At 62.2% G+C, this 14,125-nt stretch carries 14 protein-coding genes and 1 tRNA gene; 7 read left to right on the plus strand and 8 right to left on the minus strand.

The window, feature by feature from the left end; translation table 11 throughout:
- The 3 genes from LB554_RS29010 to LB554_RS29020 all read right to left on the minus strand — a co-directional run.
- The coding region (locus LB554_RS29010) for an NAD-dependent epimerase/dehydratase family protein (RefSeq protein WP_224588234.1) at nt 1-87 on the minus strand (87 nt) is incomplete at its 3' end.
- Nucleotides 87-1,361, minus strand: a complete 1,275-nt coding sequence (locus LB554_RS29015; protein ID WP_015318742.1) for a nucleotide sugar dehydrogenase — start codon at nt 1,359-1,361, stop codon at nt 87-89. The genes LB554_RS29010 and LB554_RS29015, both read right to left, overlap by 1 nt.
- Nucleotides 1,362-1,401: 40 nt before the next feature.
- Entirely contained in the window at nt 1,402-2,679 is a 1,278-nt protein-coding gene (locus LB554_RS29020; RefSeq protein WP_224526043.1) for a sugar transferase, read from the minus strand.
- 537 nt (nt 2,680-3,216) lie between these two features.
- Here LB554_RS29020 and LB554_RS29025 point away from each other — a divergent pair.
- The gene (locus LB554_RS29025; RefSeq protein WP_015318744.1) at nt 3,217-4,845 is read left to right on the plus strand and encodes a fatty-acid--CoA ligase; all 1,629 of its coding nucleotides are present in this window, start codon (nt 3,217-3,219) and stop codon (nt 4,843-4,845) included.
- 67 nt (nt 4,846-4,912) lie between these two features.
- Nucleotides 4,913-5,698: a DUF1499 domain-containing protein gene (locus tag LB554_RS29030; protein WP_140663254.1), complete on the plus strand. Its 786-nt coding sequence runs from the start codon at nt 4,913-4,915 to the stop codon at nt 5,696-5,698.
- A gap of 62 nt (nt 5,699-5,760) precedes the next feature.
- On the opposite strand, the gene LB554_RS29035 is transcribed toward LB554_RS29030, so the two are convergent.
- Nucleotides 5,761-6,669 (minus strand): MBL fold metallo-hydrolase, encoded by a 909-nt coding sequence (locus LB554_RS29035; protein WP_140793434.1) that lies wholly within the window; start codon nt 6,667-6,669, stop codon nt 5,761-5,763.
- A gap of 115 nt (nt 6,670-6,784) precedes the next feature.
- Between LB554_RS29035 and LB554_RS29040 the strand changes: the two genes are divergently transcribed.
- From LB554_RS29040 to LB554_RS29050, 3 genes are all read left to right on the plus strand, one after another.
- On the plus strand, nt 6,785-7,375 hold the full coding sequence (locus LB554_RS29040) for a biotin transporter BioY (RefSeq protein WP_140793432.1): 591 nt from the start codon (nt 6,785-6,787) through the stop codon (nt 7,373-7,375).
- Nucleotides 7,376-7,545: 170 nt separating this feature from the next.
- Nucleotides 7,546-7,899, plus strand: a complete 354-nt coding sequence (locus LB554_RS29045) for a hypothetical protein (RefSeq protein WP_224588231.1) — start codon at nt 7,546-7,548, stop codon at nt 7,897-7,899.
- Nucleotides 7,900-8,028: 129 nt separating this feature from the next.
- A complete protein-coding gene (locus tag LB554_RS29050) occupies nt 8,029-8,418 on the plus strand; it encodes a DUF427 domain-containing protein (RefSeq protein WP_015318749.1) in 390 nt (129 codons plus the stop codon).
- A 53-nt stretch (nt 8,419-8,471) separates the two neighbouring features.
- Here LB554_RS29050 and LB554_RS29055 read toward each other — a convergent pair whose 3' ends face one another.
- The 4 genes from LB554_RS29055 to ppdK all read right to left on the minus strand — a co-directional run bounded on the left by LB554_RS29055 (nt 8,472) and on the right by ppdK (nt 13,271).
- Complete coding sequence (locus LB554_RS29055; RefSeq protein ID WP_015318750.1) at nt 8,472-9,212, minus strand: polysaccharide deacetylase family protein; 741 nt, start codon at nt 9,210-9,212, stop codon at nt 8,472-8,474.
- A gap of 25 nt (nt 9,213-9,237) precedes the next feature.
- On the minus strand, nt 9,238-9,387 hold the full coding sequence (locus tag LB554_RS29060) for a hypothetical protein (RefSeq protein ID WP_015318751.1): 150 nt from the start codon (nt 9,385-9,387) through the stop codon (nt 9,238-9,240).
- The gene (locus LB554_RS29065; protein WP_224588233.1) at nt 9,371-10,327 is read right to left on the minus strand and encodes a glycosyltransferase family 9 protein; all 957 of its coding nucleotides are present in this window, start codon (nt 10,325-10,327) and stop codon (nt 9,371-9,373) included. Before LB554_RS29065 ends, LB554_RS29060 begins: the two co-directional genes overlap by 17 nt.
- Before the next feature lie 265 nt (nt 10,328-10,592).
- Nucleotides 10,593-13,271 carry a pyruvate, phosphate dikinase gene (gene ppdK / locus LB554_RS29070; protein ID WP_140726501.1) on the minus strand — a complete coding sequence of 893 codons (2,679 nt, stop codon included), beginning with the start codon at nt 13,269-13,271 and terminating at the stop codon, nt 10,593-10,595.
- A 223-nt stretch (nt 13,272-13,494) separates the two neighbouring features.
- Between ppdK and LB554_RS29075 the strand changes: the two genes are divergently transcribed.
- On the plus strand, nt 13,495-13,839 hold the full coding sequence (locus LB554_RS29075; RefSeq protein ID WP_015318754.1) for a VOC family protein: 345 nt from the start codon (nt 13,495-13,497) through the stop codon (nt 13,837-13,839).
- A 127-nt stretch (nt 13,840-13,966) separates the two neighbouring features.
- Nucleotides 13,967-14,041 (plus strand) — tRNA-Gln (locus LB554_RS29080).
- The last annotated feature ends 84 nt before the right edge of the window (nt 14,042-14,125 follow it).

Below are 14,125 nucleotides of genomic sequence, written 5' to 3' on the forward strand. Positions count from 1 at the left end.
GCCGACAACCTCGTCACCGCGCTCCAGGAGCCGCCTGGCGACATGATAGCCTATGAAGCCGGCAGCGCCGGTGACCAATACCTTCATCAGAAGCGCCCGTCCGTAACGTCCCTAGGGAACAGCCCCTTGATGTCGTAGATTACACTGGGGTCCTTGCAAAGCGACTTCAGCCCCGCAACGCCCAAGCTGCGGAACTGCGCGTGTCCGACAGCGACGATGACGCCGTCATAGCGCGCGGCGGGCATCTCCTTCACGCTCGCCGTGCCGAAAGCGCGTGCGCATTCCTGCGCGTCGACCCAAGGGTCCCAGATATCGATGCCGGCATTGTACTGCCTCAGTTGCGCGACGACGTCGACGACCTTGGAATTCCTCAAGTCCGGACAGTTTTCCTTGAAGGCCGCACCCATCACCAGAATCCGGCTGCCAACGACAGGTATGCCCTTGCGCATCATCAGGCGGGCCGTCTGGTCCGCCGCATGCTGGCCCATGCCGTCATTGATGCGGCGCCCGGCAAGAATCACCTCGGGATGATAGCCGAGTTCCTGGGCCTTGTGGGTGAGATAATAAGGATCGACGCCGATGCAGTGCCCGCCGACGAGGCCCGGCGTGAAGCGCAGGAAATTCCATTTGGTGCCGGCCGCCTCCAGCACCTCCGACGTGTCGATGCCCAGCTTGCCGAAGATCAGCGACAGCTCGTTCATCAGGGCGATGTTCAAGTCGCGCTGCGTGTTCTCGATGACCTTGGCGGCCTCGGCCACGGCAATGCTGGAGGCACGATGCGTACCCGCCGGCACGATCGAGGCATAGAGCGCGTCGATGGCCTCCGCCGCCTCTGGCGTGGAACCGCTGGTGACCTTGACGATCGTCTGCAGCCGGTGCTCGCGATCGCCGGGGTTGATGCGCTCTGGACTGTAGCCGAGGAAGAAATCGCTGTTGTAACGCAGCCCGGAATGTTTCTCGATCAGCGGTGCGCAGACTTCCTGCGTGCAGCCGGGATAGACGGTGGATTCAAAGATCACCACCGCGCCCGGGGATATGACCTCGCCGACCGTCGTCGACGCCATGACGAGAGGCTTCAGGTCCGGCCTGTTGGCCCGGTCGATCGGCGTGGGCACGGTAACGATGAAAATTCCGCAGTCGTGCAGATCGGCTTTCTCGCTGGTGAACTTCAGCCCTCTGGCGGCGGCGATTTCCTCCTCGCTGGCTTCTAACGTATGGTCCTCGCCGCGCTTCAGTGCCTCCACGCGCGACGGGTTGATGTCGAAGCCGATCACATCCCTGGTCGCCCCGAAGGCCACAGCCAGCGGCAGACCGACATAGCCAAGTCCGATGACAGCTATTTTCCTTGAGGCGAGATCCATTGCTTCCTGCACGTGCGATCGGATTCAGGCCCTGATTTGGCTATCGCGCACCAAAACCGGTGAACATCGTTTTTATGGTCCTGAGAACGATCAGCACGTCCAACCAAGGTGAGAAGTTCTTTATGTAGTAAAAATCATAGTGCAATTTTTCCATGACATCGCCGACCGCTGCGACATGGCCCTGATTTACTTGTGCCCACCCGCTCACGCCCGGCCTGACGATGTGCCGGTACCGGTAGAACGGCAATTCCGCCTCATACCATTGCGACAGCACGACAGCTTCCGGCCGTGGCCCGATCCAGCTCATCTCACCGCGCAGGATGTTGATGGCCTGCGGCAGCTCGTCGATCCTGAACTTGCGCAGGAAGCTCCCGACCCGCGTGATGCGATCGTCATCCCGTTTGGTGATCGCCTTGTCCTTGTCGCTGCCGGAGCCGGTCTGCTGCCTCATCGAACGAAATTTGTAGACGGTGCAGATCCTGCCCCGGTAGCCCATGCGGGGTTGGCGAAACAGCACGGGGCCTTCCGAGTCCAGCCGGATCGATAGGGCGACCAGCAGCAGAACGGGACAAAGAACCACGACAAGGACAAGCGCGGAGGTCCAGTCGATGGCCTGCTTGATCTTGAGATAAGCCTGGTTCGGATTGAGCGAGCCGAGCGTGTTCTCCGATAGATGTTCGATCTCGACACGACCGGTCAACGATTCGCTGACCTGCTTGACGTGATAGACCGGCGTGCCCGACAGCGCCCGGTCGGCGATGTAGCGCTCCCATTCGGCGCCGAGGTCCGCACGCAAATCGACAACAACGCCGTTAACTCTTTCGATAACGGTGCCGGGCGACTTGAGCCAGAACCAGTGCACGCCCGGCAGGGCCCTGAGGCGCTCGACATTGCCGCCGGGAATGACGGCCAGCCGGTACGGCTCAAGACGCCGGGTCATGAGGCTCAGGCCGAAATACCAGAGCGTGGACTGCGTGAAGCTGGCGGCGGCCTGAAACCGGCTATACTCGAAGCGGAAAAAGAAAATCGTCAAGAAAACAAGACCGTAGGACAGGACGAATGTCGGCAGGATATAGCTGGCCGCGGCCACGCCCGGAAAATTGCCAATGCGGCGATAGGCAAGAAAGCCGGTAACATGCGCAATGATGGCAGCCGCGACCGTTATCTGCAGATTGGCCGAATAGATCGCGTCCGGATAGGATGCTATCCGGATCAGTGCTGGCGCGATGATCGCGAATGTCAGTCCGCCGATGAGTTGAAAACGAATTCTGAACAGGAAGTGCCGGCTTCCGACAATCGTTGATGTTGCGACATTCAACTTCTTCCCCTTCCCCCGAAAGGTGCCCCTGTCGGCAATCGCCACTACACTTGGCAGGCCGTTCCTTCGCAAAGCGAACCGGACCCCTCACCATTGGCGATTCGACTCAGTCGAAGATCAAGAGCTACGCCAGTGCGACCTCACCAGCAAGCATCTATTTAGCGGAATAGTTGGCAGAAGTTCTGATCGGCAGCATTGCTGCATTGCAATTTAAAAGCCGCGGCTAATGTCCCAGCTTATTCTCCAATCCTTGAGAAACCTGCCGAACCCTCAGCCGATATATAGAGGTGATGTCTTTGGTGCCGACCAAGCGCCCATGCCAAATCGGCCAACCGCCTGGCCAGATCGCCATCGATGGCCGGTCCGGGCCCGATGCAGCCAAGCGAAATCAAAAAGCCGTCCGGATTCAACCGTTTGCCGATACAGGTTCGAACTCCGACTTTCGCCCGCTGCGCTTGTGGACGCTGGACAATTCCCCGGTTCGCTTCACAATGCGATCAAAAGCGCACCGTGAAAAGCGTGATGGAGGAACCCGGTATGCTGGGACTGATGCAGGAATGGCCGCTGCTGTGCCACAAGCTGATCGACAACGCCGAGCGGCAGCATGGTGCGCGGGAGATCGTGTCGCGTTCGATCGAGGGGCCGATCGTGCGCACCACCTATGCCGACCTTCATCGTCGTTCCCTCAAGGTCGCCCAGCGCCTGGAGCGCGACGGTTTTGCCTTGGGCGACCGCATCGCGACGCTGGCCTGGAACACCGCCCGCCACATCGAGGCCTGGTACGGCATCATGGGCATCGGTGCTATCTACCACACCCTCAATCCGCGCCTGTTTCCCGAACAGATCGTCTGGATCATGAACCACGCCGAGGACAAGGCCGTCTTCGTCGACCTCACCTTCATCCCGTTGCTCGAGAAGATCGCCGGTGCCGTCAAATCGCTGAAGAAAGTGATCGTGCTCACCGACAAGGCGCACATGCCGCAAACGACCCTGCCCAACGCCGTCGCCTATGAGGAGTGGCTAGGAGAGGTCGATGGCGATTTCGCCTGGAGGAGCTTCGACGAAGGCACCGCCGCCGGCATGTGCTACACGTCGGGCACGACGGGCGATCCCAAGGGCGTCGTCTACAGTCATCGCTCAAACGTGCTGCACGCCATGATCGCGGCCATGCCCGACGCCATGGGCTTGTCGTCGCGCGACACGATTCTGCCGGTGGTGCCGATGTTCCATGCCAATGCCTGGGGTCTTGGCCAGAGCGGCCCGATGATCGGCGCCAAGCTGGTCATGCCCGGCTGCAAGATGGATGGCGCCTCTATCTATGAATTGCTCGATCAGGAAAAGGTGACGTTCAGCGCCGCCGTGCCGACCGTGTGGATGATGCTGCTGCAATATCTGGAGGAGACTGGCAAGACGCTTCCCCATCTCGGCAAGGTCGTGATCGGCGGCTCGTCGTGCCCGCGCGCGATCATGACGAAATTCCAGGACGATTACGGTGTCCAGGTCATCCATGCCTGGGGCATGACCGAAATGTCGCCGCTCGGCACGCTGTGCACCTTGAAGCCGGACTATGCCGGCCTCGAGGGCGAGGCTCGGCTCGACGTCCAGAGCAAGCAGGGTTACCCGCCTTTTGGCGTCGAAATGAAGGTGACCGATGACGAGAACAATCCACAGCCTTGGGACGGCAAAACGTTCGGCCGGCTGAAGGTGCGCGGCCCGGCCGTCGCCCGCGCCTATTATGGCGGTGCGGGCGCGGAGCAGTTCGACGTGGACGGCTGGTTCGACACTGGAGACGTCGCCCATATCGATGCCGGCGGCTACATGCAGATCACCGACCGTGCCAAGGACGTCATCAAGTCCGGCGGCGAATGGATTTCGACCATCGACCTGGAGAATCTGGCCGTTGGCCATCCCGATGTGGCGGAAGCCGCGGCCATCGGCGTCAAGCATTCGAAATGGGGCGAGCGGCCCCTGCTGGTCGTCGTTGCCAAGCCGGGCAAGGAACCGACCAAGGCCGGGATTCTCGATTTCATGGATGGCAAGGTGGCCAAATGGTGGATGCCGGACGACGTCGCTTTCGTCGGCGAGATACCGCACACCGCCACAGGCAAGATCCAGAAGATCACCTTGCGTCAGCAGTTCAGGGACTATCGCTTGCCGACGGATTGAGAGGATGTTGCGTGTTTCCGCAAAAAGGCACTAAACCTCCATCCGGGTTGGGGCAGCGCAGAGAATAATGGTTAGCATTCCCGAACGGCAAACGTCGAAGGCTGCCGGCTGGTCGCGGCGCACGGGCGCCTTTTCAGCGGTGCTTTTGCTGACGAACTTTGTCGGCCATCGCTTCGGCCTCGTCCAAACGCCGGTCTTCCTGTGGGTACTGGGCATTGCTGCCCTGCTGGCGGCGCTGGCGCTGCTGTTTGCCGGCCTGGCCTTTGCGAGGCTGTGGAATTTCGGTGACCGTGGTGGCCGTGATCTCACCGTCGGCGCCTTGCTGGCGCTGCTGGTGCTCACCCCGTACGGCGTTGCCGCCTACTGGGCGACGATCTATCCGCCGCTGCGGGACATTTCGACCGATTTCGATGAACCGCCCGCGCTCGATGTCAGCGACCGGACCAAGGACATGAACGCAGTGTCCCCGTCGACGCCGGGTGAGCAGACGTTGCAGACGGACAGCTATCCATTGGTCACCGCACGCAGCTACGACCTGCCGTTCGAGACCGTCGTCAATGCCGTTGAAACTGTGCTCGACCGGCGCGGCTGGGACCTTTCGGAGCCTTATCCCGAACTCGCCGGACAGACGGAGGTGACAATCACCGCCGTCGCCTCGAGTTTCGTTCTTGGCCTTCCCGCCGACGTCGCCATTCGCGTCACGGATGACGGCGACACGGTCATCGTCGACATGCGCTCCGCCTCGCGTTACGGCCGCCATGACCTTGGCGACAATGCCGCGCGCATCACTGAATTCCTCACGGAGCTCGATCAGGAAGTCGCCGGCCAGATCGGCGCGGCGCCGGCACAATAGCCATTTTTCGAGCAAATCGCGCGCCGCGACGATGATTGGTGAACGGGTGGGCGGCGGCAGGGCTATCGGCCAGGCGTGAAAATGCCATCTATGGCGGGAGCGGCGTCCGTCGCCACCACGCCGCGCGCCACCAGGTCCTCCAGATGGGCAAGCACCGACAGGCCGGCGGCGCCGTGCAGCCGGGGATCGGTATCCCTGTAGATCGCCTTGACCATGTCGGGGATTGTCCTGTCGCCGGCCCTGATCCGTTCCAATATGGCTCGTTCGCGCATCTTGCGATGGGTCTTCAGCCCGCGCATGAAAGCGCGCGGCGCCGTCACCGGTCCCCCATGGCCAGGCAGCAGCAGCCGGTCACCGCGCTCGATCAGGCGGTCCAGCGATGCCATGTAGTCGGCCATTGCCCCGTCCGGCGGCGCGACGATCGAGGTTGCCCAGCCCATGACGTGATCGGCTGAAAACAGGATGCCGGTGCCTTCCAGCGCGAATGCCGCATGGTTGGCGGTATGGCCGGGCGTCAGGACGGTCCGGATCGCCCAGCCGTCGCCGCTGACCAGCTCGCCGTCCGGCAAGGCGATGTCGGGAATGAAAGCGGTGTCGGCGCTGGCGTCGAGCGCGTTGGTTTCGCCAATGTGCAAGGGCCTCGCCGGCCGGTGCGGTCCCTCCGCCAGCACTTGGGCGCCGGTGCGCTCCTTCAACCGGGCCGCCAGCGGAGAATGGTCGCGATGCGTGTGGCTGACGAAAATGTGGCTCACCGGTCGGCCCGCTATCACGTCGAGCAAGGTCTGAAGATGCGCTTCGTCATCGGGCCCCGGATCGATCACCGCCAGCGTATCGTGGCCCACGACGTAGCTGTTGGTGCCGTGGAAAGTGAAGGGACTGGGATTAGGGGCCGTGACGCGTTGCACGTCGGGGGCCACCCTTACACCTCGGCCGTAAGCAGGGTCGAAGCTGATATCGAATTTGAGAGCCATGTCGGCGCTTTGTTCCCGGAACGGCAAAACAGATTGCCGCATAGCACGCAAGCCAATATAGGAAAATGCAAGACCGCGATTTCTGGTTCGCGGCAAGATTGAATTGGGGAAGACCATGACAACCGCAACGACGACGCGCCCGCTTGTTTTCCTGGCCTTGCCGCAGGAAGGTGCCGCGCGACTTGCAACGCAGTTTTTGCTGGCGATCGCCGGGACGCTGCTCCTGACTCTTTCGGCCAAGACCAAGGTGATGCTCGGGCCTGTCGACCTCTCGATGCAGACGCTTGCCGTCCTGCTGATCGCCGCCGCCTTCGGCATGCGGCTCGGCGTCGCCACCCTGCTGCTCTACATGGCGGAAGGCGCCATGGGCTTCCCGGTCTTCCAGGGCACGCCGGAAAAAGGCATCGGCATTGCCTACATGCTCGGCTCGACCGGCGGCTATCTCGCCGGCTTCGTGGTCATGGCGGCGATTGTCGGCTGGGCCGCCGACCGCGGCTGGGACCGTCATCCGATCAAGCTTTTCAACGCCATGCTGGTTGCCGAAGGGGTGATGATGGCGATGGGTTTTGCCTGGCTGGCGCTGCTCATCGGTCCGGAAAAATCCTGGCAGTTCGGCGTCGTGCCGTTCATCGTCGGCGATCTCATCAAGGTCGCGCTCGCGGCCAGCCTCGTGCCGGCCGTCTGGTCGTTGCTGAAGCGCTCCTGAAATTTGGGGGTCCCTGCCGCCGACCGAATGGCAGGAGCTTCAAATAGATTCCATCGGCGCAAACTCCTCGTGATCGGACCAACAGCAAAAAGTGCCATAATCCGGCCATCGTCGGTGTTAAGCTTCGTTAACGGGCAAAGGGGTGCGATTGGCGACTGAAAGAGGTTCGCATGGACGCGCTCGACGATAAGGTTCTCGAGAGTACGCTTGCCGAAAGCCTGGCCGATCTGATGCCGGACGAAAAGACCGTTTCCGAAGACGAGTTCGTCGAAGTTGTCGGCGGCGCGCTCGAAGCGGTCGGCGGCACACTGCTGTTCAAGATGTGCGTCCAGAACGAAGGCGAAGGCCAGCACGTCGCGGCGGCATCCGTCGGTGATGGCGGCAATCGCCAGTTCCTTCTGCTCACCTTGCCAACCGTCGGAGGGGCGCTGAAGGTCGAGACGATCTCGAGAAGCAGCAACCCGGTGGCGGGCATCGCGGCCGCCTATGCCGGGCTGATGGACGCCTTCAAAACCGCTGCCTGATTTTCCGCTGCCACGCCAAGGCCAGTCTTGCGCCACGCACGGGGCGCTTGGTGTCTGCTTGTTTGTGACCACGGGCCTTGTTCTATCCGGTCGCCCACCACACCTAAGGTCGGGGCAAGGAGAACCAGCATGGACAAGATCGCCAACCCGGCACCCGGCTTCCAGCGCAATCCCGACAAGATCATCACGATAGAGCCCTATTCCGGCACCGTCACAATCCGCGCCGGCAGTACGGTCATCGCTTCTTCCGCCAAGGCGAAGGTGCTGACGGAGGCCCCCTACCCCGCCGCCTTCTACATTCCGTTCGCCGATATCGATTTCGACAAGCTCAGCCGAACGGATCACGCGACGCACTGCCCCTACAAGGGTGATGCCAGCTATTGGAGCGTGCTGCCGGCGGGCGAAGCGGGCAAGGACGCGATGTGGGCCTATCGGCAGCCCTTCGACGAGATGACCGACATCCGCGACCACGGCGCGTTCTACGCCAGCAAGGTCAGCATCGAGGCCAAGCCGGACTGAACGCTTCGGCTTGAAGACACTCAGGGGCATTGATATTCAGGTGATGCCGGCCCTTAGTCGGTGGTGCCGTGATTACCCGTTCCGTCGGCATCGTCGAGGCGCACGAAGGTCATGCCCTTGTCCTTGAGCGCCAGCAGGCCCTGAACCACGCCCTCGCCGGCGGCATGGGTCGGCTGATTGATGTGGGAGATGATGACATCACCGTCCTTGGCGGCGGCGATGCGCCTGGCCGTTTCCTTGGCGCCGAGCAGCGAGCCACCGTCGCCATTGATCGAGAAGCCGGCAATCTTGAAGCCGAGTTTGCGGATCATCGCAATGGCCGAGGGACTGTATTCGGCTGTTGCGCCACGGAACCATTTCGGCGCCGGTTCGCCGGTCGTGGCCAGAGCCGCGGCCCCCGACTCGACTTCGGCAAGGACTGCTTCCGGGCTGCCGGCGCTGCGTATGCCATAGATCTTCTGTGGCGTGTCGACCGCCGGGATATGCCGGCCACCGTGATTTTCCAGCTCGAACAGGTCGGGATGCGCCCGCATGATCGCGACGGCCTCGGCGTTGCGCTTCAGCCAGATGCCGGTGACAAAAATGGTAGCCGGTATCTTGTTGTCCACCAACGCCGAGAGAATGCGCGTGTCGGTCTTGCCGCCGCAGGCATCGAGCGTGAGTGCAACGCGACCGGTTCCGCTTGCAGCCGGCTTGATGTGCAGCGTGGGTTCGACCAGCGGCGTGGCATGGGCGCTGGATATCAGCGCCACCGACATGGCGATCATGCAGAGATGTTTTTGCGGCAAATGCATCGAACCAAGTTCCCGACCGGCGGTTTCAAGCCGACATCCCAAGACCCGCATGAAGGCGGAAATCGGACGAGGGATAGCAGAAAAACGCCTGGCGCGGCAATTTGACCTCCCACTTGGTCGACGAGCCGTTCAGCGACAGTCTTGCCGTTCCATCGCCCTCAGACAGCGCGTTCATTTTTCAGCTCGGTGCGCGCGAGAATTTCGCGCGCCGCTTCGACAACCGGCTTCACCTCCAGGCGCCAAACGCAGCACGCCTTGCTGGGATCGGTTCGGCGACACAAATCCTTGGCCACGCAGTCACATGGCATTGACGGCCGAAGCGCGATGCTGGGCACGCCGACAGGTCCCCAGCGTGACGGATGCGTCAGGCCGAAAAGGCCGACAACCGGGGTGCCGGCGGCAGCGGCCATATGCATCGGCCCGCTTTCATTGCCCACAAACAGCCGAGCCTGTTCCAGGACGGCCAGTAGGGTCTCGAGCGACAGCGCTCCGACCAGGTCCACCACCGGCGTCGCCGTCTCGGCAACGATCCGCGCGGCGGTTTCACCTTCGCCCGGCCCTCCCACCAGGACGATGCCCAGTCCGGTTTCGGCCGCAATCTGGTCAATCGCCTCGGCAAACCGTTCCGGCTGCCACTGCCGGCCCTTGAAACTCGCGCCTGCGTGGACAGCGACGAAGGCGTTCGGACGGATGTGGTGCGTGCCCAGAAGCGCCAAGGCTTTCGCGGCCTCGAATGGCGGCGGCTGGAGGCTCGGTACCGTCACCCGCAGATCGATGCCGAGCGCTTCAAGAGGGGAGAGATAGCGATAAACAAAATGCTGGCCGCCAAACCCGAATGGTTTGGCAAACACATTGGCGGGCTGCCGCTCCAGCAGCTTCAGCGGCCTTTCCGGGGGATTGTAGCCGACGCGTGTCTTTGCGTTGACCAAGCCGCTGATAAGCCGAGAGGTCTTCGAATCGGTCAGGTCGATCGTCAAATCGAAGCAGAAGCCGCGCAGCGCCTTCACCGTTGCGTAGAGCTCTTTTCCGCGCTCCAGCGGGGTGCCCCGCGCGCGAGCCCGCCTGAACGGAACCACCTCCGAAGCGATGCCATGCGCAATCACGAAGCTCTCCAAGTGCGCTTCGCAGAGGAACACGATCCTGGCACCGGGGAATTCGAGCCGAAGGTTCCTGGCGAGGGTCGAAGCGAGGACGATATCGCCTATGAACTTCGTTTGAATGATCAGGATCGAGCGGAACGGAGCGGGTGAAATCTGCAACATATGTTTCCGGAGACGTTTGGCGATCATCACGAAATTGGTCAGAAACAATGGCGAGATTGCGCGATACCTCTAGCACGTTCGCGTGAGTTTTCATACAAAACCGTAAGCTCGGACCGGTCTATCCACGCCCCGTGGTCGTTGTCTGCACTGCAGCCTGCGCCGCTGCCAGTCTGGCGATCGGCACGCGGTAGGGCGAGCAGGAGACGTAGTCGAGCCCGACCTCCTCGCAGAAGCGGATCGACGAGGGATCGCCGCCATGTTCGCCGCAGATGCCGAGCTTGATGTCGGGTCGCGTCGCCCTGCCCTTCTGCGCCGCCATGCGCACCAGTTCGCCGACGCCCTCAATGTCGAGCGAAACGAACGGATCCTGCTCGATGATGCCTTTCTGGCGATACGTCTCCAGGAAGGAGGCGGCATCGTCGCGCGAGATGCCGAAGGTGGTCTGGGTGAGGTCGTTGGTGCCGAAGGAGAAGAACTCGGCCGACTCGGCAATGACATGGGCGCGGATCGCCGCGCGGGGAAGCTCAATCATGGTCCCAGTCAGGTAATCGATGTTGACGCCGCTCTCGTCCATGACGCTCTTGGCGACGGCGTCGATGCGTGCCTTCACAAAATCGAGTTCCTTCGCCAGACCGACCAGCGGCACCATGATCTCGGGGACGACCAGCGCGCCGGCTTTCTTGCCGGCCTCGACTGCCGCCTCGAAAATGGCGCGCGCCTGCATCTCGGCGATCTCGGGGTAGGAGACGGCGAGCCGGCAGCCGCGATGGCCTAGCATCGGGTTGAATTCGTGCAGGGCCTCGGTGCGCTGCCTGAGCTTGTCTGCCGACACGTTCATGGCGGCCGCGACTTCGGCGACTTCCGCTTCGGTCTTGGGCAGGAATTCGTGCAGCGGCGGATCGAGCAGGCGGATCGTCACCGGCAGGCCGGCCATGATCTCGAACAGCTCCAGGAAATCCGAGCGCTGCATGGGCAGAAGCTTGGCCAGCGCCGCGCGGCGATCCTTCTCGGTGTCGGCCAGGATCATCTCGCGCATGGCGACGATGCGGGCGCCGTCGAAGAACATGTGCTCGGTGCGGCATAGCCCGATGCCCTCGGCGCCGAAGGAGCGCGCCATGCGGGCGTCGAGCGGCGTTTCGGCATTGGTGCGCACCTTCATGCGGCGTACCGCGTCCGCCCATTCCATGATGGCGGCGAAATCGCCGGACAATTCCGGCTGCAGCATCGCCACGGCGCCCTTGAGCACCTGGCCGTTGCCGCCGTCGATGGTGATGATGTCGCCCTTGCGGAAGGTCTGCCCCATCGAGACCAGCGTGCCTGCCTTGTAGTCGACGCGCAGCGAGCCGGCTCCCGACACGCAAGGCTTGCCCATGCCGCGCGCGACGACCGCTGCGTGGCTGGTCATGCCGCCGCGCGTGGTCAGGATGCCTTCGGCCGCATGCATGCCATGGATATCTTCCGGACTGGTCTCGATACGCACCAGGATCGCCTTGCGCCCCTGCGTCTTCAGATCCTCGGCATCGCCGGAAGAAAAGACGATCTCGCCGGTGGCAGCACCCGGAGACGCCGGCAGCCCGACGCCGATGATGTCTCGTGCGGCCTTTGGGTCGATGGTCGGGTGGAGCAATTGGTCAAGAGAAGCAGGATCGATGCGTGCGACGGCTTCTTGCTTCGTGATCAGGCCGTCCCTTGCCATTTCAACCGCGATCCTGAGCGCCGCCTTGGCGGTCCGCTTGCCGGACCGGGTCTGCAGCATCCACAATTTACCGCGCTCGATGGTGAATTCGAGATCCTGCATGTCGCGGTAGTGCTTTTCCAGGCTGTCGGAGATGGTGACGAAGGACTGGAAGGCATCCGGCATCAGCTTCTGCAGCGAAGGCTTGTCGGAACCGGCCGCGATGCGCGCCGCCTCGGTGATGTTCTGCGGCGTGCGGATGCCGGCGACGACATCCTCGCCCTGCGCATTCACCAGGAACTCTCCATAAAGCATTTTTTCACCGGTCGAGGGGTTGCGGGTGAAGGCAACGCCGGTGGCCGAGGTCTCGCCCATATTGCCAAACACCATGGCCTGGACATTGACCGCCGTGCCCCAGCTTTCCGGGATATCGTGCAGACGCCGGTAGGTGATGGCCCGGTTGTTCATCCAGCTTGAAAACACCGCGCCGATCGCGCCCCAGAGTTGCTCGTGCGGATCCTGCGGGAACGGCCTGCCGAGTTCCTCCTCGACCTTGGCCTTGTAGAGCGCGATGACGCCTTGCCATTCGATCGCCGTCAGTTCGGTATCGAGCTCGTGGCCGAGGCTGGCTTTCTGGTCTTCCAGGATTTCCTCGAACACCTCGTGATCGAGGCCCATGACGACATCGGAATACATCTGGATGAAACGGCGGTAGCTGTCATAGGCAAAGCGCGCATCGCCGGAATCGGCGGCCAGCGCCTCGACTGTCTCGTCGTTCAATCCGAGATTGAGCACGGTGTCCATCATGCCGGGCATCGACGCCCGGGCGCCGGAACGCACCGAAACCAGGAGCAGCTTCGACGGGTCGCCGAACCGGCGGCCAGTCAGCCGGCCGATATGGTCGAGGGCGACTGCGACATCAGCCTCCAATCCCGCCGGGTGGGTGCGACCGTTGGCATAATAGGCATTGCAGACCTCGGTGGTGATCGTAAAGCCCGGCGGCACTGGCAGCCCCAGGCTGCACATCTCGGCCAGGTTGGCGCCCTTTCCGCCCAGCAGATTCTTGTCGCTGGCACGGCCTTCCGCCGCACCATCGCCAAAGGTGAAAACCCATTTGGTCATGCTTGCTCTCCGGTTGCAGGAGATTGGAAAGATTGGCGAAACGCAAAGTTCCATCCGTGCCCGACTTTGGAGCGATATGATGCTGCAGTGCGAAAGGCAAGGCGTCGGCAAGCCGTTCGGCCGCTACAATCGATTAAGAAAAAACTCCGCCTGGGCCTGTGGCAAAAAGACTTGCCACCTCACGGCTCGACGTCTAGAACATAAAGGGAACAAGAGGTGCGTCATGAAACAGCCTGGAAAACTGGACTATCTGGAAATGCCGGCGACCGGCGGCACGCTGGATCGGTTGAAGGCCTTCTACAGCGCCGCCTTCGCTTGGTCTTTCACAGATTATGGGCCGACCTATTCGGCCTTCGCCGAGGGCCTGGATGGCGGCTTTCAGGCCGATGCCGCGGAAGCACCGGCCAAGCCGTTGCCCGTGCTTTACAGCGACAATCTGGAGGAAACCCTTCGCGCCGTCGAAAGCGCCGGCGGAACGATCGTCAGGCGGATATTCTCATTCCCCGGCGGCCGACGCTTCCACTTCGTCGATCCAGCCGGCAACGAGCTGGCTGTGTGGTCCCACTAGTCCGCTTGTGGATCACCAAGCGCCGATTGCACCGCTGGTCAGCCGAGCGTCTTCGCGGTCGTTCATAAGCATTGTGCTTTTCGGCTGCTCTGCTAATAACGCGCCGCACAGCGACTCTGACGGCTATTGGGGCGTCGCCAAGTGGTAAGGCATCGGTTTTTGGTACCGACATTCCCAGGTTCGAATCCTGGCGCCCCAGCCAAGCGCAGACGGTCCGTTCCGGACACATAGGTTACGGTTTATACCGGAGACATGGGTAACACTTTTGGCCCGAAGGGGTTTTGGA

It is taken from the genome of Mesorhizobium sp. CO1-1-11, from assembly GCF_020164995.1.
Classification (GTDB): Bacteria; Pseudomonadota; Alphaproteobacteria; order Rhizobiales; family Rhizobiaceae; genus Mesorhizobium; species Mesorhizobium australicum.